This window comes from Bacillus sp. TCT6, from assembly GCF_056033845.1.
On sequence record NZ_JBVYHX010000001.1, the window covers coordinates 3338402 to 3361213 of the forward strand.

Annotated in this window: 21 protein-coding genes and 1 pseudogene; 9 read left to right on the plus strand and 13 right to left on the minus strand. The window is 37.8% G+C overall.

All coding sequences use genetic code 11. The annotated features are described in order from the left end of the window. Window positions 1-164: 164 nt before the first annotated feature. Together AC0ONG_RS16895 and hflX are read right to left on the minus strand one after the other, a co-directional pair. A complete protein-coding gene (locus AC0ONG_RS16895) occupies window positions 165-1436 on the minus strand; it encodes a methionine gamma-lyase family protein (RefSeq protein ID WP_000460287.1) in 1272 nt (423 codons plus the stop codon). Next, window positions 1429-2703, minus strand: a complete 1275-nt coding sequence (hflX, locus tag AC0ONG_RS16900) for a GTPase HflX (RefSeq protein ID WP_000391414.1) — start codon at window positions 2701-2703, stop codon at window positions 1429-1431. Before hflX ends, AC0ONG_RS16895 begins: the two co-directional genes overlap by 8 nt. A 92-nt stretch (window positions 2704-2795) precedes the next feature. Between hflX and AC0ONG_RS16905 the strand changes: the two genes are divergently transcribed. Further along, window positions 2796-3419: a trimeric intracellular cation channel family protein gene (locus tag AC0ONG_RS16905; RefSeq protein WP_000312267.1), complete on the plus strand. Its 624-nt coding sequence runs from the start codon at window positions 2796-2798 to the stop codon at window positions 3417-3419. 99 nt (window positions 3420-3518) lie between these two features. Then, window positions 3519-3656: a hypothetical protein gene (locus AC0ONG_RS16910; protein ID WP_000181500.1), complete on the plus strand. Its 138-nt coding sequence runs from the start codon at window positions 3519-3521 to the stop codon at window positions 3654-3656. Window positions 3657-3687: 31 nt separating this feature from the next. Here the strand turns inward: AC0ONG_RS16910 and spoVK are convergent, their stop codons facing one another. Continuing rightward, window positions 3688-4644 carry a stage V sporulation protein K gene (gene spoVK, locus AC0ONG_RS16915; RefSeq protein WP_000438196.1) on the minus strand — a complete coding sequence of 319 codons (957 nt, stop codon included), beginning with the start codon at window positions 4642-4644 and terminating at the stop codon, window positions 3688-3690. Between the two features lie 264 nt (window positions 4645-4908). Here spoVK and AC0ONG_RS16920 point away from each other — a divergent pair, with 264 nt between their 5' ends. The 5 genes and pseudogenes from AC0ONG_RS16920 (at window position 4909) to AC0ONG_RS16940 (ending at window position 10630) form a co-directional block, all read left to right on the plus strand. Further along, window positions 4909-5874, plus strand: a complete 966-nt coding sequence (locus AC0ONG_RS16920) for a tyrosine-type recombinase/integrase (protein ID WP_000381624.1) — start codon at window positions 4909-4911, stop codon at window positions 5872-5874. 113 nt (window positions 5875-5987) lie between these two features. Continuing rightward, window positions 5988-7461: pseudogene (locus AC0ONG_RS16925) on the plus strand (collagen-like repeat preface domain-containing protein); the annotation flags it as partial. Between the two features lie 133 nt (window positions 7462-7594). Continuing rightward, a complete protein-coding gene (locus AC0ONG_RS16930) occupies window positions 7595-7924 on the plus strand; it encodes a hypothetical protein (protein WP_474203620.1) in 330 nt (109 codons plus the stop codon). A 905-nt stretch (window positions 7925-8829) separates the two neighbouring features. Beyond that, window positions 8830-9174, plus strand: coding sequence for a Gly-Xaa-Xaa repeat protein (locus AC0ONG_RS16935; protein ID WP_238328462.1), 345 nt, complete (start codon window positions 8830-8832; stop codon window positions 9172-9174). Window positions 9175-9275: 101 nt separating this feature from the next. Beyond that, window positions 9276-10630, plus strand: a protein-coding gene (locus tag AC0ONG_RS16940) for an IS3 family transposase (protein WP_085959122.1) whose coding sequence is annotated in 2 segments (ribosomal slippage) — window positions 9276-9729 and window positions 9729-10630 — 1356 coding nt in all. Because the reading frame shifts where the segments join, the coding sequence is not laid out codon by codon here. Between the two features lie 73 nt (window positions 10631-10703). Here the strand turns inward: AC0ONG_RS16940 and hfq are convergent. Both hfq and miaA read right to left on the minus strand, forming a co-directional pair. Next, window positions 10704-10928 carry an RNA chaperone Hfq gene (hfq, locus tag AC0ONG_RS16945; protein ID WP_000813896.1) on the minus strand — a complete coding sequence of 75 codons (225 nt, stop codon included), beginning with the start codon at window positions 10926-10928 and terminating at the stop codon, window positions 10704-10706. 21 nt (window positions 10929-10949) lie between these two features. Next, a complete protein-coding gene (gene miaA / locus AC0ONG_RS16950; RefSeq protein WP_000504289.1) occupies window positions 10950-11903 on the minus strand; it encodes a tRNA (adenosine(37)-N6)-dimethylallyltransferase MiaA in 954 nt (317 codons plus the stop codon). Window positions 11904-12083: 180 nt separating this feature from the next. Between miaA and AC0ONG_RS16955 the strand changes: the two genes are divergently transcribed. Continuing rightward, window positions 12084-12329 (plus strand): hypothetical protein, encoded by a 246-nt coding sequence (locus tag AC0ONG_RS16955; protein WP_000814430.1) that lies wholly within the window; start codon window positions 12084-12086, stop codon window positions 12327-12329. A gap of 62 nt (window positions 12330-12391) precedes the next feature. Here AC0ONG_RS16955 and entD read toward each other — a convergent pair whose 3' ends face one another. The 8 genes from entD to gabP form a co-directional block, all read right to left on the minus strand. Further along, complete coding sequence (gene entD / locus AC0ONG_RS16960; RefSeq protein ID WP_000735454.1) at window positions 12392-13342, minus strand: cell wall-binding protein EntD; 951 nt, start codon at window positions 13340-13342, stop codon at window positions 12392-12394. A gap of 348 nt (window positions 13343-13690) precedes the next feature. Beyond that, window positions 13691-15547: a PTS fructose transporter subunit IIABC gene (locus AC0ONG_RS16965; RefSeq protein WP_000704609.1), complete on the minus strand. Its 1857-nt coding sequence runs from the start codon at window positions 15545-15547 to the stop codon at window positions 13691-13693. Window positions 15548-15560: 13 nt separating this feature from the next. Continuing rightward, window positions 15561-16472 carry a 1-phosphofructokinase gene (gene pfkB / locus AC0ONG_RS16970; protein ID WP_000640856.1) on the minus strand — a complete coding sequence of 304 codons (912 nt, stop codon included), beginning with the start codon at window positions 16470-16472 and terminating at the stop codon, window positions 15561-15563. Next, entirely contained in the window at window positions 16469-17221 is a 753-nt protein-coding gene (locus AC0ONG_RS16975) for a DeoR/GlpR family DNA-binding transcription regulator (RefSeq protein WP_000957288.1), read from the minus strand. The genes pfkB and AC0ONG_RS16975 overlap by 4 nt, the downstream gene beginning before the upstream one ends. A gap of 158 nt (window positions 17222-17379) precedes the next feature. Then, window positions 17380-18543 (minus strand): iron-containing alcohol dehydrogenase, encoded by a 1164-nt coding sequence (locus AC0ONG_RS16980; protein ID WP_016077363.1) that lies wholly within the window; start codon window positions 18541-18543, stop codon window positions 17380-17382. A 115-nt stretch (window positions 18544-18658) separates the two neighbouring features. Then, window positions 18659-19201: a DUF420 domain-containing protein gene (locus tag AC0ONG_RS16985; RefSeq protein WP_000248061.1), complete on the minus strand. Its 543-nt coding sequence runs from the start codon at window positions 19199-19201 to the stop codon at window positions 18659-18661. A 318-nt stretch (window positions 19202-19519) separates the two neighbouring features. Next, on the minus strand, window positions 19520-19858 hold the full coding sequence (locus AC0ONG_RS16990; RefSeq protein ID WP_003309818.1) for a hypothetical protein: 339 nt from the start codon (window positions 19856-19858) through the stop codon (window positions 19520-19522). A gap of 123 nt (window positions 19859-19981) precedes the next feature. After that, window positions 19982-21376: a GABA permease gene (gene gabP, locus AC0ONG_RS16995; RefSeq protein WP_000360101.1), complete on the minus strand. Its 1395-nt coding sequence runs from the start codon at window positions 21374-21376 to the stop codon at window positions 19982-19984. 270 nt (window positions 21377-21646) lie between these two features. On the opposite strand from gabP, the gene AC0ONG_RS17000 reads away from it, so the two are divergent. Beyond that, window positions 21647-22729 carry a chitinase gene (locus AC0ONG_RS17000; RefSeq protein ID WP_000932447.1) on the plus strand — a complete coding sequence of 361 codons (1083 nt, stop codon included), beginning with the start codon at window positions 21647-21649 and terminating at the stop codon, window positions 22727-22729. Window positions 22730-22812 lie beyond the last annotated feature (83 nt).

Consider the following 22812-nt stretch of genomic DNA (forward strand, 5'->3'; position numbering starts at 1 on the left):
CCTCCTTCGCCTTAACTGCTTCTCATTTTATACCATGTTATGTTTAGTGTCAATAGATGTTAGCTTTTCTTACATGTTTTTTTATAAATTTTTTCATTCTTTTTTCTAATCGCATAAATCGTTACTTTTATACGAAAAAAGCTGCCGATATCGACAGCTCCCCTTTAAGAAATTGTTAATAAATTCTTTTCAATCAATTCATCAATCGCAGAACAAATCGCAATTTTAACATGCGAATACGTTAATCCACCTTGCACATATGCAACATACGGTGGTCTAATCGGACCATCAGCAGACAATTCAATACTTGCACCTTGAATAAATGTTCCCGCCGCCATAATTACATCATCTTCATAACCTGGCATATAGTTTGCATACGGAGTAAAATGCGAATTAATTGGAGATGCATATTGAATCGCTTGGCAGAAGGCAATCATACGGTCTTTATCATCAAATTGAACAGATTGAATTAAGTCTGTTCTTGGTGCATTCCACGCTGGTGACGTGTTCATTCCTAACTTTTCTAAAAACGCAGCTGTAAAAATTGCACCTTTCAGCGCTTGTCCTGCAACATGTGGCGCTAAGAAGAACCCTTGATACATTTCTTGCAGACTGTATAAAGACGCTCCAGCTTCCGCACCAATTCCCGGAGATGTTAAACGATATGCACACGCTTCAACATACTGTTCTTTACCGACAATGTAACCACCAGTTTTTACAATTCCCCCGCCTGGGTTTTTAATAAGCGAACCCGCCATTAAATCTGCACCAACATGACACGGCTCTTGCTCTTCAATAAACTCACCATAACAGTTATCTACAAACACAACAACATCAGGTTTAATTTCTTTAACAAACGCGATCATCTCTTTAATTTGAGAAATAGTAAACGATGGACGAGTAGCATAACCTTTCGAACGCTGAATACCGATCATTTTCGTATTACTATGAATCGCTGCTGCAACAGCTTCAAAATCAACAAGCCCACCTTCAGTTAGCGGAACTGCATTGTAACCAATATTATATTCTTTAAATGAACCTACACCTTTCCCACGCACGCCAACGATTTCCTCTAACGTATCATACGGTTTTCCAGTGATGTACAATAACTCATCTCCTGGACGTAAAATACCGAATAACGCTGTAGAAATAGCGTGAGTACCTGAAATAATTTGCGGACGAACAAGTCCAGCTTCCGCTCCAAACACATCAGCATACACTTTTTCTAACGAATCACGGCCAATATCATCATAACCATAACCTGTCGTCGGGATAAAATGCGAGTCACTAATTTTATGTTTACGAAAACTTTCTAATACACGAAACTGATTACTTTCAATTACTTCATCCGCACGTTTATGTACTTCTGTAATCTGACTCTCTACTTCTTTTACGATTGGAGCAATTTTTTCTCCATTTTTCAAACGATCAAACATTTTTATTTTCTCCTTCTTCCACTAAAAATCTCTTTAATTGCACATTAAGCGATGAATGAGTAAAAATATACCCTGCACAATCATATACAAATTTATCTTCCAGAAACTCCATCTTTGCTAATAGCGTTTCCGTCTTTAAAAGCGTTAATAACTTACCTTCACTCGGAGGGATTTCTACTCGATAACGATCCATTTCTTTCTTCATTTTCATTTCTATCGCTTCTTTTATACGCAATAAATCACTTTCTTCAAAAGCACTAGTCATTAAGAAATCACTTTTCGGAAACGGAATAAAGTTTTGATGTAATTCATCTTTTTTATTATATAACGTAATAATAGGAATATGATTAATTTCAAGTTCTGATAATAATCGTTTTACTGTTCTTTCATGCCCTATGTAGTTAGGATCCGCAGAATCAACTACATGTAAAATAACATCTGCTTCCCCCGCTTCTTCCAGTGTTGAACGAAAAGCAGCAATTAATGAAGTGGGTAAATCTTGTATAAAACCAACAGTATCAGTTAGTAATACTGTATAACCAGAAGGTAACGGCATCTTCCTCGTCGTTGGGTCTAGTGTTGCAAACAGAAGGTTTTCTTCAAACGTATTAGCTTCCGTTAATCTATTAAACAGTGTCGATTTCCCTGCATTTGTATAGCCTATTAATGAAACTTGAAATACTTTATTGTCTTTTCTTCTCTCACGATATCTTTTTCGGTGTTCCACAACAACTGCAAGTTGTTTCTTTATTTCATCAATACGCGATCGAATATGACGACGATCCGTCTCAAGTTTCGTCTCACCCGGTCCTCTCGTTCCAATACCACCACCAAGACGTGATAAGGACAACCCTTGACCCATAAGACGTGGCATTGTATATTGCAACTGAGCTAATTCTACTTGAAGCTTACCTTCCCTCGACTTCGCACGTTGCGCAAAAATATCTAGTATTAGTTGCGTTCGATCAATTACTCTCGCATCTAATACTGAGGATAAATTCCGAATTTGACTCGGCGTTAATTCATTATTAAATACAATAACATCCGGCTCTAATTCTTCAGTTAGCATTGTAAGCTCTTCTAATTTCCCTTTACCTATGTAAGTTGCCGGATGAAACTTTGGTCGTTTTTGCGTTGTTGAAACTAACACTTCCGCTCTCGCAGTCTTAGCTAGTGATGCAAGCTCTTTCATGGAATGCATAAATTTTTCATCATCATCTTGCGGCAATTGACAGCCTACTAATATGACTTTTTCTTTTTCTTCCATCAAATATGTTCACTCATCCTTTTCGAAATTTAAACCTTCTAATATAATAGCAGAGGAAGCACATTTCATCTAGTTAGCGGGGGAGAAAATTCATGGCATGGGAGATTTTTAGCATCATAGGCACAATCGCTTTCGCACTAAGCGGAGCCATTGTTGCAATGGAAGAGGATTATGATATTTTCGGGGTGTATATTTTAGGAATGGCAACCGCATTTGGGGGAGGTGCCCTTCGTAATTTATTAATTGGTTATCCGATTGTCGCGTTTTGGCAACAAGACATGTTATTCCAAATCGCACTTTTATCAATGACTATTATTTTTCTTTTTCCAAATAAGTTAATTAGACATTGGAAAAAGTGGGAAAATATCACTGACGCTATCGGCTTATCAGCATTTGCTGTACAAGGAGCATTATATGCTCAAAAATTAAATTTACCAATTAGCGCCACAATCGTGGCAGCTGTTTTAACTGGTATCGGCGGCGGTATCATTCGCGACCTTTTAGCCCGCAGAAAACCTCTCGTTCTTCGAGCTGAAGTATATGCCTTTTGGACAATTTTAGCAGGTTTCTTAATTGGCGCTCAAATTATTGTTAGCGATTGGGCTCTTTACATTTTATTCATTTTAATTGTTTGCTTCCGCATGGTTTCTATTCATTACAAATGGCATTTACCGCACAGACGTATCGAAACGAAAGAACGTTCAATGCATAAATAGCAATCTAACCTCTTTACATATCGTAAAGAGGTTTTTCTTTTCTAACGATTTTTTCTTTATATAATGTTTATACTAATTTTTAAAGTGAGGTGAATACAAATGACAAACCACGTTAATAAAGGAGCTCAAAAAAGTTCAGTAAACCAATTTGGACACGACCCTAATTCAGCACACGAAAAGAGCGCTAAAATGGAACACTTCCATAAAGCGCACCAAGAAAAAGCAAAAAAAGAGTAAACGAACTTATACACAAAAATAGACGCACAGTTTATGTACTGTGCGTCTCCTCTTCGAGCATCAAATCCATACTCGATATTCCAATTAAATCATTTTTATCATACGTATCTTCTTGCAACAACCGCATCGCCTGTGTACGAATTGATTTTTCAACAATATTCCGTACATACCGCCCATTACTAAACGATGTAATTTGCGACGAATACTTCACCGCATGTAAATGATCCCTAAATTTCCATTCAGCTTCTTTTGATAACTGATATTCACGATCTTCATACATTCTCTTTCCAATTTCCAATAGCTGATTTACCGAGTAATCCGCAAATTCAATAATAAATGGAAAACGAGATTGCAGCCCTGGATTTAATGAAAGAAAGTGATTCATCTCTCTTGAATATCCAGCTAAAATCAATACAAAACCATGTTGTTTATCTTCCATATGTTTTACAAGCGTATCAATTGCTTCTTTTCCAAAGTCCTTCTCTCCTCCTCGAGCTAAAGAATAAGCCTCATCAATAAACAAAATACCTCCCATTGCTTTTTTTATTAAGTCTCTTGTTTTTTGAGCTGTATGGCCGATATACTCTCCTACAAGATCAGCACGTTCAGCTTCAACCAAGTGGCCTTTCGATAGAATATTCATCTCAAACAGCAATTTCCCTATCATTCTAGCAACAGTTGTCTTCCCTGTACCCGGATTCCCTTTAAACAACATATGAAGTACTTGCTTCTCAGACTTCAATCCCTTCTCTTGTCTTTTTTTATTCACATAAATCCAAGCATATATTTCTTTTATTATCTTTTTTATATCATCCATCCCAACAAGCTTCCCCATCTCTTCTTCAATTCTCTGCAGCATTTCATGTTTAATTGTAGTTTCATTTGAAATTACCGTTTTATTTTCTGTGGCTGGCAAAGAAATTTTCTTTCGATGGTTTAACACAATATTAATTTGATTGTTGTTTTTCTTTCGCATCGATTGTTCCATACAATCACCTCATTTTATCCCGCTATTTGCGGGCAGTAAGACTCCCACCTCGACATTCAGCAAACGCTTGGTATTTAAGCGGGAGATAACCGCCCGTAAATGCCCGATTGGTTCAACTAATAATCGCAGAGGATGAACAAAATCCCCACTGATTATAGTTTCACTTTATCCACTCACCAAATATTATTATTCCTGTCCCCCTTGTAAATGCCTATTTTCAGAAAAGTTTGCTATAATATAAGAAATAATTAAGGTGGTGGGACTATGGATACAACGGAATTCCATGATACAATACAAGCCTTTTCTATTTTTTTATTGAATAAAGGCCGAAAACCTTCAACTATTAAACGTTATGTTTATGACGTTGAAGACTTCGGACATTGGTTAGAAAAAAACAAAAAGCTCCCTTCCAGTAATATATGGGCTACACTTTGTACAAAAGACTACGAAGATTACTTTTCCGATTTAAAAACGAATCGACATTACTCAGAAAAAACGATGCATCGTGTATTTACTGTACTAAATAGAATGCATCACTTTCTAAACATTCCCAATCCATTGAAGAATATGGAAATATCTATTCAACCAGACCGTACACTTCGTAACGAAGATTTCATTTCACCTGATGAAGAAAAAAGATTAAAGTATATAGTCACTTCATTAGAAGGACTTTCAGAAAAACAACTTCCTGTGCGCCCTTTATTAATGGATCGCAATATCGCCATTTTAAATTTATTAATCGACTACGGTTTATCCTTACAGGAACTTACAGCATTAACAATGCATCACGTTCACTTTGAAACTAACACATTGTCAATCCCAGCAACCGCAGGTGTAGAAAGAACAATTACATTAGCAAAAGAAGACAAAAAACAACTATATAATTATTACAAAAGTATCCCAGAACCAGTTCGTCCTAAGTATCATAGTGATGATTCATTGTTTGTCGCATTTGATTTTAACCGCGGAACATACAGGTGGGTATATGAAAATGATGCACCAAAGGCATTAACGGAAATTGCTATACAAAAAATGATTCGCCTCGAAGTGGCTAGAGCCAATTTACGTAAAGGAATTTCAGGACAACATTTTCGTAACACCTATATTTTAAACTTAATAAAAAAAGAAACTCCTGAATCAGAAATTATAAAACTCGCTGGATTCAAATCAAAAATTTCATTAAAGCGATATTATCAATACGCAGAAAATAGAAAAAACGCCTTATTGTAAGGCGTTTTTTCTATTTTTTCTTTAAACAAACGATTTTACTATGACCATTTAACTAATTTCTGCATCTACTATGATGAGTTTCGTTCACATTTTCATGAGAAAGGAGAGATTTAATGTCTCGTTATAACGACAGTCAAAACAAATTCTCCAAACCATGCTTTCCAAGTAGCGCCGGACGAATCCCAAATACTCCATCAATCCCAATTACTAAAGCTCAACTTAGAACATTTCGTGCGATTATTATTGATTTAACAAAAATAATCCCAAAACTTTTCGCAAATCCATCTCCCCAAAACATTGAAGATCTAATCGATACATTGAACCTACTAAGTAAATTTATTTGTTCACTAGACGCTACTTCCTCCCTGAAAGCACAAGGGTTAGCTATTATTAAAAACTTAATAACTATATTAAGAAATCCAACCTTTGTAGCAAGCGCTGTATTTATTGAGCTTCAAAATCTCATTAACTATTTACTATACATTACAAAATTATTCCGAATTGACCCTTGCACACTTCAAGAGCTTCTTAAATTAATAGCAGCATTACAAACTGCTCTAGTTAATTCTGCTTCGTTCATTCAAGGACCTACCGGACCTACTGGACCTACTGGACCTACTGGACCAGCAGGCGCTACTGGTGCCACTGGACCTCGAGGTAACACGGGCGCTACTGGACCTCAGGGACCTCAAGGTAACACAGGCGCTACCGGCAATACAGGCGCTCAAGGACCTGCGGGTGCTACCGGTGCTACTGGACCTCAGGGGCCTCAAGGTAACACAGGCGCTACCGGCAATACAGGCGCTCAAGGACCTGCTGGTGCTACCGGCGCTACCGGACCTCAGGGGCCTCAAGGTAACACAGGTGCTACCGGCAATACAGGCGCTCAAGGACCTGCTGGTGCTACCGGCGCTACCGGACCTCAGGGGCCTCAAGGTAACACAGGCGCTACCGGTGCTACTGGACCTCAAGGTGTTCAAGGTAACACAGGTGCTACTGGCGCTACCGGCGCTCAGGGGCCTCAAGGTAACACAGGCGCTACCGGTGCTACTGGACCTCAAGGTGGTTCAAGGACCTCAAGGTGTTCACAGGTGCTACTGGTGCTACCGGCGCTACTGGACCTCAAGGTGTTCAAGGTAACACGGGTGCTACTGGACTCAAGGTGTTCAAGGTAACCGGACTACCGGACCTTCTGCTACTACTGGACCTCAGGGTGTTCAGGGTAACACGGGTGCTACTGGTGCCACTGGACCTCAAGGTGTTCAAGGTAACACAGGTGCTACGGGTGCCACTGGACCTCAAGGTGTTCAAGGACCACAGGTGCTACGGGCTACTGGACCTCAAGGTGTTCAAGGTAACACAGGTGCTACCGGCGCCACTGGACCTCAAGGTGTTCAAGGACCTGCTGGTGCTACTGGCGCTACTGGACCTCAAGGTGTTCAAGGTAACACAGGTGCTACGGGTGCCACTGGACCTCAAGGTGTTCAAGGTAACACGGGTGCTACCGGCGCTACTGGACCTCAAGGTGTTCAAGGTAACACAGGTGCTACTGGCGCTACTGGACCTCAAGGTGTTCAAGGTAACACAGGTGCTACTGGCGCTACTGGACCTCAAGGTGTTCAAGGACCTGGGTGCTACCGGCGCTACTGGACCTCAAGGTACTCAAGGTAACACAGGTGCTACCGGCGCCACTGGACCTCAAGGTGTTCAAGGACACTGGGTGCTACCGGCGCTACTGGACCTCAAGGTGTTCAAGGTAACACAGGTGCTACGGGTGCCACTGGACCTCAAGGTGTTCAAGGTAACACGGGTGCTACCGGCGCTACTGGACCTCAAGGTGTTCAAGGTAACACAGGTGCTACTGGCGCTACTGGACCTCAAGGTGTTCAAGGTAACACAGGTGCTACTGGCGCTACTGGACCTCAAGGTGTTCAAGGTAACACAGGTGCTACTGGACCTCAAGGTGTTCAAGGTAACACAGGTGCTACTGGCGCTACTGGACCTCAAGGTGTTCAAGGTAACACGGGTGCTACTGGGACCTGCAAGGTAACACGGGTGCTACTGGCGCTACTGGACCTCAAGGCGTTCAAGGTAACACGGGTGCTACCGGCGCCACTGGACCTCAAGGTGTTCAAGGTAACACAGGTGCTACTGGTGCCACTGGACCTCAAGGTGTTCAAGGTAACACAGGTGCTACTGGCGCTACTGGACCTCAAGGTGTTCAAGGTACCGGCGCTACACAGGTGCTACACAGGTGCTACGGGTGCCACTGGACCTCAAGGTGTTCAAGGTAACACGGGTGCTACCGGCGCTACTGGACCTCAAGGTGTTCAAGGTAACACAGGTGCTACTGGTGCCACTGGACCTCAAGGTGTTCAAGGTAACACGGGTGCTACCGGCGCTACTGGACCTCAAGGTGTTCAAGGTAACACGGGTGCTACCGGCGCTACTGGACCTCAAGGTGTTCAAGGACCTGCTGGTGCTGGACCTCAAGGTGCTACACGGCTACCGGCGCTACTGGACCTCAAGGTGTTCAAGGTAACACAGGTGCTACTGGGTGCCACTGGACCTCAAGGTGTTCAAGGTAACACGGGTGCTACCGGCGCTACTGGACCTCAAGGTGTTCAAGGTAACACGGGTGCTACCGGCGCTACTGGACCTCAAGGTGTTCAAGGACCTGCTGGTGCTACTGGCGCTACTGGGCCTCAAGGTGTTCAAGGTAACACAGGTGCTACTGGTGCCACTGGACCTCAAGGTGTTCAAGGTAACACGGGTGCTACCGGCGCTACCGGACCTCAAGGCATTCAAGGACCAACGGGTGCTACCGGCGCTACTGGTATAGGAGTTACTGGACCTACTGGACCTTCTGGTGGGCCTACCGGACCTACTGGGCCAACTGGACCTAGCTTCCCTGTAGCAACAATTGTTGTAACAAACAATATTCAGCAAACAGTACTGCAATTTAATAACTTTATTTTTAGTACTGCAATTAACGTAAACAATATTATCTTCAACGGCACAGATACAGTTACTGTTATCAACGGTGGTATTTATGTAATTAGCGTATCCATTTCTACAACTGCGCCAGGATGCGCTCCACTCGGAGTAGGAATTTCAATTAATGGAGCAGTCGCAACTGATAATTTCTCTTCAAATTTAATAGGCGACTCACTTTCATTTACTACAATCGAAACATTAGTAGCTGGTGCAAGAATTTCTGTCCAATCTACTCTTAATGAGATTACGATTCCTGCGACAGGAAATACTAACATCCGCCTTACTGTATTTAGAATCGCTTAAATTTCACTATATATTGTTTATGACAAATAAAAAAAGAGCGAGAAACTGAACTGCACCCCAATTGTTAGACACAGTCTAACAATTGGAGGTGCGGTTTTTCTATGGCTAAATTTACAGCTGATGAAAAAATACAAATCGTTCTACGTTATTTGAACGGAAATGAAAGTTATCGAGAAATGGGTAGATCGCTCGGTATAAGTGACACAATCATTTTGAATTGGGTAAACCAATATAAACAGAATGGTCTGGAAGCTTTTCTAAAACGATGTACAAATTACACACAACAATTTAAACTAGACGTACTAAACTTTATGATTGAAAACGGTATGTCCTTATTTGAGACGGCAGCTATCTTTAATATTCCTGCCCCTTCAACGATTTCTGTTTGGAAAAAACAGCTCGAAACACAAGGAATTGATGCCCTTCAATCTAAGAAAAAGGGGCGTCCATCCATGAAAAAAGATTCAAATAAACAATTAAAACAACATTTAGCTGAAGGGTCAGTCGAAGCACTTGAAGCACGCATTAAACAGCTTGAGATGGAAAATGAGTACTTAAAAAAGTTAAATGCCTTAGTTCAAAACAAGGAAAAATCACAAAACAAGACAAAGCGCAAGTAGTCTATGAATTAAGGCATAAATATTCGGTGAAGGCACTCGTGGAGCTAGCTACTATTCCTCGAAGCACGTATTATGATTTAGTAAAGAAAATGAATCGTCCAGATGTAGATGCCGATTTGAAAGCTGAGATTAAAGCGATTTATGAGGAAAATGAAGGTCGTTATGGTTACCGTCGCATTCGTGATGAATTAACGAATCGTGGCCAGAAAGTGAACCACAAGAAGGTTCAGCGCATTATGAAAGAGCTTGGGTTAAAGTGTGTTGTGCGTATGAAGAAATATAAATCCTATAAAGGAAAAGTCGGTAGAATTGCACCTAATATTTTAGAGCGTAATTTTCATACAGATGCACCGAATCAAAAGTGGGTAACAGACATCACAGAGTTTAAATTGTTTGGAGAAAAACTGTATGTATCACCTGTATTAGATTTGTATAATGGTGAAATTATTACCTATACAATTGGTTCTAGACCGACGTATTCGCTTGTTTCAGACATGTTAGAGAAAGCATTGGAACGTTTACCTGAAACGCACCAGCTACTGATGCATTCGGATCAAGGGTGGCATTATCAAATGAGACAATACGTCCGTACACTTGAATCAAGAGCTATCGTCCAGAGTATGTCTCGAAAAGGCAACTGTTACGACAACGCAGTAATAGAAAATTTCTTTGGGATTATGAAGTCGGAGTTCCTCTACATAAAAGAATTTGAAAATGTAGAGCACTTTAAAATAGAATTAGAAAAATATATAGATTATTATAATACGAAACGGATTAAGGCAAAATTAAAAATGAGCCCGGTACAATACCGGACTCACTTTTATCAAGCTGCCTAATCAAATAACCGTGTCTAACTTTTAGGGGTCACTTCAAACTCGCTCTTTTTTTGTTATGTACAATAATTCATTACTATTCTAATTCAATTGAAACATTTTTTTGTGGTACAAATGTAGAAATTGCATGTTTATAAATAAGCTGTTGCTTACCTTCTGTTTCCAGTAGGACTGTAAAATTATCAAATCCTTTAATTAGTCCACGAAGCTGGAAACCATTTAATAAGTACAGCGTAACAAACGTATTTTCTTTACGGAGTTGATTTAAAAACTGATCTTGAATATTGATTGATTGCTTCATGTCGAATCCTCCTCTTTTTCTCTACTTACTATTATTCGACTTTACTTGTAACTTTCCTTCTATGTATCGTAAAATTTCTGACGTTTTTTCACCGTCTGTAACATCAAACCACGTGACATCCATTTTATTACGGAACCACGTTAATTGACGCTTTGCATAACGACGCGAATTCGTCTTTAATTGTGATACCGCATCTTCTAAAGAGGCTCGATTCTCAAAATAATCATAGATTTCTTTATATCCAATCGCTTGAATAGATTGACAATCTCGTATCCCTCTATTATACAGCCCTTCTACTTCCTCTAATAGGCCTTGTTCCATCATCAAATCCACTCGTAAGTTAATGCGATCGTATAGCATTTCTCGATCCATTGTCAAGCCAATTAATGAAACATCATAGAGTAACTCTTTTTCTTGTTTCTCAATTTGGTCACTCATTTTTTCACCCGTCGTGTGGAAAATTTCTAACGCCCGAATGACACGTCGTACATTATTTGCATGAATACGCTCTGCACTTTCTGGATCTACTTCTTGCAATTTTTTATGTACATATTCCACACCGCGTTCTAAAGCTAACTTTTCCATTTGCTCTCGGTATATCACATCACCAGCATCATCTGTAAACTGATAATCAAATAAAACAGATTGTATATAAAGACCGGTTCCACCAACTATAATTGGTAAGTTACCACGTTCTGTAATTTCTTGAATATGCTTGCGAACACGTTCTTGAAATTCCGCGACAGAAAATGAATCTTCCGGATTTTTTATATCGACCATATAATGTGGAATTCCGTCCATCTCTGCTTTTGTTACCTTTGCAGTTCCAATATCCATCGTTCGATAGATCTGCATGGAATCACCACTAATAATTTCACCGTTCAACGCTTTGGCAAGATCGATACTTAACTTCGTCTTTCCAACAGCAGTTGGTCCAATGATGACAGCAACTTTTTCACGTTGCAATTCTCCCATATCATTCAACTCTCTTTATGTAATATACTCCATCTATTGATTATACCCAATCTTACCAATTTTAACGGCATGATTGCAAGTTCTTTCATTTCGGTACATGAAATTACATATAAAAAAGAACATAGTTTGTCCAATTCTGCATATACATGATAAAAATAGTTTCGAGAGGATGAGTTAACTATGAAACAATCCACCATCAATTTTTCATCTTTGACAAAAGACCTCATTTTAGCTACTTCTACAAAAGAACAAAATTGTTCACAAGAGGAATTATACTTCGCCCTAAATTGTTTACTACGGGCTTTTCATTCTACTCTCCATGAAACAACATTACATGTAGAAAATAAAAATACAGAATATATACAAACGCAATTTTGCAGTGCATATAAAATTATTACAGGTAAAACTATTTATCCATTTCAATAATCCATAAAAAGCGGCTGCTTACATAATTTCAAGCAACCGCTTTTTATATTAATATCGATAACCTATTGTATAACTTTCACTTTTACAGATTTGCGCCCCCAGCTATTAGCACTACCATCTGAACCGACTAATACATCAATACGATTTCCTTTAATCGCACCACCAGTGTCTCCAGCAATCGCTTCTCCATATCCTTCTACCCATACTTTTGAGCCAAGCGGAATTACTTTCGGATCAACAGCAATTACTTTCATATTTGGATTTGCTGTCAAATCATGCCCCATTGCAGTTAATACACGACCACCATACGAACCATTCTCACTCGGATCTGCTGTATATGCCGTCGCTTCTACTGTAATTTCACGACCACCAGTAGGCGCACTTGTTTCAGTAGATTTCGCAACTGGTTTTGCAGCCGGCTTTTCTTTTACCACAGGTTTACTTGATTCTACCTTCTTAATAGAATCGTTACTCTTAACAGACTCTTTATTCTTAACTGCTGTATTATTTTTAACCGGCGTATTTGTTCTAGCCGGCGCTTCTTCTTGAGCTACAACTTCTTTCTTTTCAATTACAGGTGCCGTTCCTGTTAAAAATGGCACGTGAACATATCCGACTTTTCCATTGTAGTCGAATTGTAACCATTCATTTTGAACTTGATTCGTCGTTTCAATCACATCACCTTTATTAAGTTTACCTAAAATTTCAGAATCAGTATTCGCTCCAGCACGAACATTTAATACGCCCGCCGTTACATAATATGTGCTCTTTGTAAACTCAGCACTTACAAACGCTTCCTTACCGTTCAACTTAATTTTTGTCCATCCATTTTCTGTATTTATAACATCTAGTGTATTCCCACTTAACACTTTACCTACAAGCTTTGACTCTACATTTGGGTTTTCTCTAACATTTAATACGTCTGTCGTTACAATTGTTTCCGCTTTAGCAGAACCTGCAAAAATCCCAAGACCAAAAACTGCTGCTGTTGCTATACTTAATAATTTTTTCATGAATAGCCTCCATTTGCTTTGTTTTCGTATTTTCATTATAGCAACAGATTTTTAGAATTTTTAGAAATCACACAATTACAAAGCATTCGTAATATACGATTAATGAGCTGTAACATAAATTTCCATATTAATAAAATGTATTTTTAATACAATCTCCAATGGTTTTCATATATTTTTTACATACGAGCACAAGAACTTTTTCCAGAAAAAATTACAGTGTTACTTTTTTGTTACAAAAAACCCAAAATTCATTACATCTTTTACCAAAAATCATCAATATTCCATTGTTAACCTATTTTTTTGTAATAAAAAGAAAGCAGCTACTAAAAGCTACTCTCTTTTCATTTGTTATTGAACTTTCTTTTTCCAAACACCTAGCATAATAGCCGAGACAATCGTTCCAATTAATATAGAGAAAATATATAGTAACGGTTTATTTACTAATGCTATTACAAATAATCCACCATGCGGTGCCGGTAATGTAATTTGGAATAACATAGATAACGCACCTGCAATACTTGAACCAACAACACAACTTACGATTACTCGAACCGGATCTGCAGCTGCAAACGGAATCGCACCTTCTGTAATGAACGATGCTCCCATAATATAATTTGTTAAACCAGATTTACGTTCCGCTTCTGTAAACTTTGATTTAAAGAATGTAGTTGCGAATGCAATCGCAAGTGGCGGTACCATACCACCAGCCATAACTGCTGAGTGCACTCCAAAATTCTGTGCTTCTATTGCAGCAATACCAAACGTAAATGCCGCTTTATTAATTGGACCACCCATATCAATTGCCATCATACCACCTAAAATAAGACCTAGTAATATAGCATTCGTACCATTTAAACCATTTAACCACCCTGTCAACATTTCATTTAATGCTACTACAGGCGGAATTACTACTTTTTGCATTACAACTCCTGTAATCAATAATCCAAAGACTGGATATAACAAAACAGGTTTAATTCCTTCTAATTGTACTGGTAGTCCTGAAAATAATCTTTTTAACCCTAAAACAACATATCCAGCTAAGAAACCAGCAATTAATCCACCTAAAAATCCAGCATTCGCATTCGCCGCTAAAAATCCACCTACAACACCAGGCATAAAACCAGGACGATCAGCAATAGAGCTTGCAATAAATCCAGCTAAAATTGGTACAAGGAATAAAAACGCACCTGTTTTTCCTCCACCAATTGACATGAACAATTCAGCTAAAGGACCTTCCGCCTTTATACCACCAAACGAAAATGCTAGCGCTATTAAAATCCCGCCACCAACAACGAATGGAAGCATATTACTTACACCGCTCATTAAATGCTTATAAATTCCTAATCCTTTTTCTCTCTCAATACTTTCTGTTTTCCCATCCTCTTTTACACCTTTAAAGATTGGTGCATCTTGTTTGACAGCTCGTTTAAGCAGATTTTCCGTTTTTCTAATCCCATCAGCAACTGGCACTTGAATGACATGTTTACCAGCAAAACGATTCATTTCTACTTGTTTATCTGCCGCAACAATAATAGCTGTTGCACGTTCAATATCCTCTTTCGTTAAACCGTTTTTAATACCTGTTGATCCGTTCGTTTCAACTTTAATCGCTATTCCTAACTCTGCCGCTTTTGCTTTTAAGCTATCCGCCGCCATATATGTGTGAGCGATTCCAGTTGGGCAAGCTGTAACAGCAAGTACGTACGGTTCATTTCCTTCTGGTTTTGCAACTTCAATCTCTTCTTCTTTTTCATTCTCTTTTTCATCAAATAGTTGAAGAAGCTCACTTTCATCCTTCGCTTCTAATAGTTGCTTGCGAAACCCTTCATCCATTAATAATGTCGATAAACGAGACAACGTTTCTAAATGAGTATTATTCGCTCCTTCACTTGCAGCAATCATAAAGAATAAGTGTGCCGGTTGTCCATCAAGCGACTCATAATTGATACCGCTTACACTTCTACCAAAACAAATCGATGGTTGTTTAACAGCCTTTGTCTTCGCATGAGGTATTGCAATACCTTCCCCTATTCCAGTCGTACTTTGGGACTCCCGCTTTAAAATAGCTTCTTTAAATTCCGTTTTACTATTTAAACGATTTGCCCCGTTTAATTTCTCAACTAATTCATCTATGACAGCTTCTTTATTTGAAGCTGTCAAATCCATAATGACTGTATCCCTTTTTAATAGTTCTGTAATTTTCATATGTTGCTTCCCCCTATCGCTTAGCTACAATTACTTGCGACAATAATTCTTCTACTTTTTCCTTCTTACATAAATCAGCTGAAAATGCTGTTGCACTCCCTGTTGCAACGCCGTATTGAAATGCCTTTTCAATATCTTTTGTCTGTTCATATTTGCCTACAAACCCTGCAACAAGAGAATCTCCGGCCCCAACTGAATTAATTACAACACCTTTTGGAACAGTCGCTTCATATATACCTTCTGCCGTAAATAATAAAGCTCCCTCTCCAGCCATCGATACGATAACGTGTTTTACACCTTGTTCAATTAATTTTCTTCCATAAGGTAAAATGTCTTCTACTGTTGAAAGCTCCACTCCAAACAACTCACCAAGTTCATGGTGGTTTGGCTTAATTAAAAACGGCTTATTTTTAATTACATGTTGCAGTGCACTTCCACTTGCATCTACTACTACACGAATACCTTTTTCAGCTCCAAACGCAGCGATTGATTCGTAAAAGGTACTTGGAATAGAGACTGGTACACTCCCAGCGAGTACAACACAATCTCCAGGTTGCATACTCTCAATTTTTTTCATTAACTGTTCGAACTGCTCTTTTGTTACAATAGGACCTTGGCCATTTAATTCTGTTTCTTCTTTCCCTTTTATTTTCACATTAATGCGAGTATCTTCATCTACTTGGACGAAGTTTGTTGTTACACCTTCCGTCTGTAATACCTCTTTAATAAATTGACCAGTAAATCCACCAGTAAATCCAAGTGCTATATTTTTAACACCTAAACGCTGAAGAACACGAGAAACATTAATTCCTTTTCCTCCAGGAAACTTCATATCTTTCTCCGCTCGATTTATTGTTCCTAAATCAAAAGAAGGAACTTGCACTACATAATCAATAGATGGGTTTAAAGTAACTGTATAGATCATTGTTTATCAGCCTCAATTACATTGGTTTGTTTTTTATATTTTTCTAAATCAATTTCTAAATGGTTTGTAATAATATTTGCATCTTCAACATTTGCAATTTTCGCAAACGCAACTTCTGAAAACTTACTTTCATCAATTAAGAAATATCCTTCGTTTGCTAATGTTAATGCCATTTGTTTTAGGAGCGCTTCTTCTGGATCTGGCGTTGTAAAGCCAAGCTGTTCATGTACACCATTTGCACCTAAAAAACATTTATCAAAGCGATACTTCTGCATACTTTCCTGTGCCATAGCACCGATTAAAGCTTTCGTCCTACTCTTCATCATTCCGCCTAGTAAATACGCACGAATATTATTTTCAACTAAAGCTTCAATATGCATAAGTCCATTCGTAACGACAGTAACATCTTTATTGATTAAAAATGGAATCATTTCAAATGTTGTACTCCCTGCATCTAAATAAATACAATCACCTTGTTCAACAACGCTAGCCGCATAATTAGCAATTTGTTGTTTTATTTGAATGTTTTTGGATGATTTTTCAACCATCGTTGGTTCTTGCCCTTTTCCTGTTAAAACAGCGGCACCACCATGAACTCTTTTTAATAACCTTTGCTTTTCCAATTGTGCTAAATCACGGCGAATTGTCGACTCAGAGCTTTCTGTTCTTTCAACTAATTGCTGTAATTTTACAACTTTCTGTTCTTTTACAAGTTGCAATATCATTTGATGACGTTCAGGAGTTAACATTTTATTCACCTCTTCTTTGATTACAGTATAATGAAAACGGTCACAAAAATCAACCACAAACAGTCAAAAATAATCACAAACATTCATAAACGCTTATAAACAGCAAAAAAGAAACCTATTCGATCAAACAATCAAATAGGTTTCTTTTCTAAATTCACTTATAAAGAAGCTTTATATATACTTAGAACATCATCTTTATTTAATTTTTTAAAGTTACCAAATTCACCATACACCATCGCTTTATTAGCCATTATATCAATTTCATTTTCTCCAATACCGTAATCAGCTAATGTTGCTGGCGCTTCAATTGAAGTCCAAAATTGACGCAGTGCCTCAATTCCTTCTAACGCCACTTCTTTATCTGTTTTGCCATCTGTTTCTATATCAAATACACGAATAGCGAACTGTTTAAAACGACTTACATTTTCCTCTACAACATGTTTCATCCAGTTCGGGAATAAAATCGCAAGCCCACCTCCATGCGGTATATCATGAACAGCAGAAACTGCATGTTCAATATTATGAGTTGCCCAGTCACCTCTTACTCCCATCGCTAAAATGCCATTTAACGCCATCGTTCCGCAATATAAAATTGTTTCCCTATGCTCATAATTTTCTAAATCACTTAAAAGCTTAGGTGCTGTTTCAATGACTGTTCTTAAAACAGATTCACAATAACGGTCTTGTAGTTCTGTATTCGTTCCATGATGGAAATATTGTTCTAATACATGTGACATAATATCTACCATACCATAAATCGTTTGATCTCTCGGTACAGATGCAGTATGAACTGGATCTAAAATTGAAAACTGCGGGAATGTAACTGGGCTTCCCCATCCATACTTTTCATTCGTTTCCCAATTTGTAATTACCGAGCCTGCATTCATTTCAGAACCTGTCGCAGCAAGAGTAAGTACAGTGCCAAATGGTAATGCCTCACTAGCAGATGCTTTTTTCGTTACAATATCCCATACATCTCCATCATATTTGCTACCAGCAGCAATCGCTTTCGTACAGTCGATTACACTTCCTCCACCAACTGCTAAAATAAATTCAACTCCATTATCTTTACAAATTTGAATCCCTTTCTTTACAGTTGATACACGAGGATTCGGTTCAACACCCGTCAATTCAAATACTTCTGCATTAATATCCTTTAAAATAGAAATTACATTATCATAAATACCGTTTCTTTTAATACTGCCTCCTCCATATACGAGAAGAACCTTCTTACCAAACTGTGGAATTTCAGTTTTTAACTGTTCTAATTGATCTTTACCGAAAATAAGTTTCGTTGGATTACGAAATACAAAATTTTGCATATTTCTTTACCATCCCTTCTATATGAAAAGCAACTATACTTTTGTATACCATATTTTTTTCATTTCACAAAAAGATTTGCTTAACAAAAAAGCCCCAGCCTAAGGGCTGAGACTTTTATTGATAATAAGGTGAGATCATTAAGTAAACAATAACACCAGATAAACTTACATATAACCAAATTGGCATCGTCCAACGTACAATTTTACGGTGACGTGTTAATTGATTTGTAAAACCAAATACAAGTGCAAACAATGCAAGTGGTACAATAATTGCAGCAAGGATAATATGCGTAATTAAAATAATGAAGTACACATATTTAATGAACCCTTCTCCGCCAAAATGTGTTGCTGGCGCCAAGTAATGATACGATAAATAAGAAACACAAAATAGCAACGTCGTTGTAAATGCTGCGAGGATAAAACCACGGTGCATTTTCACATTCTTTTTAATAATAGAGTATAAAGCTGCTAATAAGAATACGAACGTAAAGCTATTAAAAATCGCATTTAACATTGGTAAAATTGTTACATCAAAATGTACTTCTCCTTCATAGCCAACAGGTCCAAAGAACAAAAATAAAATAATCGCATTTACAATTACAGAAAGCGTTATCACAATAGGAGCATAGCTTTTCTGATTTGTTGATTGATTCACCAAAATGGTCACTCCCTCTTCCTTCAAGTATGTATACATAACCTCACTATTTTAACATATTATTCACAGTGTAAATGTGACAATAGTTTGACACAGCAAGACAAGACAAAGAAAAAAATCCTTCTTAATAAAACTTCTTAAGAAGGATTTTATCGCTTTATTATTCAAATAGCAACGCGATTAATTTTTGTTAAAAAATGTATCGCTATATGCTTGAAAAATTTCAGACACTTGATATCCCATTAATGAAATTGCTGTTAATGAAAAGAAACCAATCATAAGAAATCGAAACCACATATAAATCTCCTCCTTGTATTTAGCTTAAAAAACATTAGCTACCTTACAAGTTGCGTGGCACTCTTCATCATCACTTTCCTTCTTCTTTACAATTGCTGTTATAAATCGAATCATAAAGAATAGTACAAAAGGAAATTGTTCGTAATTCACATTGGCATAGTTTAGCAACGGCTCGCGCTGCACATCGAACGGAGATGAGAAGGAATAGAACATACCTTGCTCTTCCATATATACAATTACAATTTTCATGCAAAATACTATTCCTAGAAACGAAACAATATCTTGCCATTCTGTCGTATATAACAAGTTATACAGCTCTAATACGTACTCTTCCAACATCATCCCCCCTTCCTTTTTTACCATTCTGCTCGCCTTCGTATAAAAAGTCAAGAAAAAAGTTTATATTCACTATGACAATAGTAATTACTTGTTTCTATGATTCTTTTATAGCAATGATTGGGTGTAACTCTCTTCTAAAACAAGAAATTAGAATCGAACAGATTCCTCATTTTTACTTTCGGAATTCAATACTGTACTATTTTTATTTCTATTAAAAATAAAATAAGAAATTATTATAAGAAGAGTAACAAGCATCGTTAATAGTGCCTGTGAACGTAAAGATTCAATTGCGATCATTGCAACTAAAACTGCTATAATCGCAGCAATTGTAACATATGTTACATATGGAAAAAGCCACATCTTCACTTTCAAATTTTGTTGTTCTGCTTTCCCCATTTTTTTACGTATCTTGAAATGTGAAATTGCTATAACGAGATAAACGAGTAATGCAATACCGCCAGATGCATTCACTAAAAATAAAAATACTTTATCTGGAGATATGTAACTAAAAACAACTCCAATGTAAGCAAAGAAAGTTCCAAATAAAACCGCCCGAACCGGAACACCACTACTATTCAATTTCAAAAATGCCTTTGGTGCATCTCCTCTTTCTGCCATTGAAAAAAGCATTCTTGAGTTCGTATATAAACCCGAATTTAAACAAGAAAGTACAGCTGTTAAAACGATAAAATTCATAATTTGTGCTGCCGCTGGTATCCCTATATGTTCCAATACCGCCACAAATGGGCTTTTTAGTATGTTCGCTGAATTCCACGGAAGGAGTGTAACAACTACAGCGATCGATCCAATGAAAAATACGAGAATACGCCAAATCACACTATTTGTTGCTGTTTTTACTGCTTTTACAGGTTCGGCAGACTCTCCAGCGGCTACAGCAACAATCTCAGATCCCATAAATGAAAATATAACGACGGTGATTCCAAGTAACACCGAACTTATACCATTTGGCATAAACCCTCCTTGCCCTACTAAATTCGAAGTGCCAGGTGCTTCCGTTCCTGGTACAAATCCTAAAATAACAGCAAGACCTAAGCAAAGGAACAAAACAATACTTATTACTTTAATAAATGAAAACCAATATTCAAATTCTCCAAATGATTTCACCGAGAAAACATTCGTCAACGTTAATAAAATCGTTAATATTAAGCTTAATAACCAGAGTGGGATTTCCGGAATCCAGTATTGAATAATACCAGCACCTGCTGTAGCTTCTATTGCAATAACAATTACCCAGAAAAACCAATATAGCCACCCAATTGTATAACCTGCCCATGGACCAATTGCTTCTCTTGCATATGTTGCAAATGAACCACTTGTCGGATTAATAGCTGCCATTTCCCCCAGCATTCTCATAACGAAAATAACTAGAAGCCCTGCTAATGCATATGAAACGATAGAACCAGGTCCTGCCGAATGCACAACCGCACCACTTCCAACAAACAAACCAGCTCCTATTACGCCACCAATTGAGATCATTGTAATGTGGCGTATTTTGAGGTCTTTCTTAAGATTTTTATCCAACTCTTGTACATCCCCTTCCAAACTAAATTTTGAAATTTATGTAAGAGTACTGTGCGAAAGATTTTGTCCTATACTTTAAAATATATCAAAATATTCTGAATTTAACAATTGCAATTCAATCTCCTTCAAAAATTATTTCATTAGGTTTAATACTTTCCCATACACAATTGTTGAGAAAATTATAGTCCTCTTACAAAAGAAAGAATTTTCAGATATCATTAAATAAACAAGATTATACATCTAGACAACTTTTTGTATAGGAGTGTTAATATGTTAAACAAGTTCAAATTTTTTTGTTGTATTTTAGTAATGTTCTTACTACTACCGCTATCCCCTTTCCAAACACAAGCAGCAAACAATTTAGGTTCAAAATTACTCGTTGGATACTGGCATAACTTCGATAACGGTACTGGCATTATTAAATTAAGAGACGTTTCACCAAAATGGGATGTAATCAATGTATCTTTCGGTGAAACTGGTGGTGATCGTTCCACTGTTGAATTTTCCCCTGTATATGGTACAGATGCAGAATTCAAATCAGATATTTCTTATTTAAAAAGTAAAGGAAAGAAAGTAGTTCTTTCAATAGGTGGACAAAATGGGGTCGTTTTACTCCCTGACAATGCCGCTAAGCAACGTTTTATTAATTCCATACAATCTCTGATTGATAAATATGATTTTGATGGAATAGATATTGACCTTGAATCGGGTATTTACTTAAACGGAAATGACACTAATTTCAAAAACCCAACTACTCCTCAAATCGTAAATCTTATATCAGCTATTCGAACAATCTCAGATCATTATGGTCCAGATTTTCTATTAAGCATGGCTCCTGAAACAGCTTATGTTCAAGGCGGTTATAGCGCATACGGAAGCATCTGGGGTGCATATTTACCAATTATTTATGGAGTGAAAGATAAACTAACATACATTCACGTTCAACACTACAATGCTGGTAGCGGGATTGGAATGGACGGTAATAACTACAATCAAGGTACTGCAGACTACGAAGTCGCTATGGCGGATATGCTCTTACATGGTTTTCCTGTAGGTGGTAATGCAAATAACATTTTCCCAGCTCTTCGTTCGGATCAAGTCATGATTGGACTTCCTGCAGCTCCAGCGGCCGCTCCAAGTGGCGGGTACATTTCTCCAACTGAAATGAAAAAAGCTTTAGATTATATCATTAAGGGCATTCCTTTCGGAGGAAAGTATAAACTTTCAAATCAGAGTGGCTATCCTGCATTCCGCGGCCTAATGTCTTGGTCTATTAATTGGGATGCAAAAAACAACTTTGAATTCTCTAATACTTACAGAACATATTTTGATAATCTTTCCTTGCAAAAATAATAAAAAACAACAATAGGTTACATAACCTATTGTTGTTTTTTATTTATGTAAATTACTTTTTCACTTCTACATGATGAAGAGAT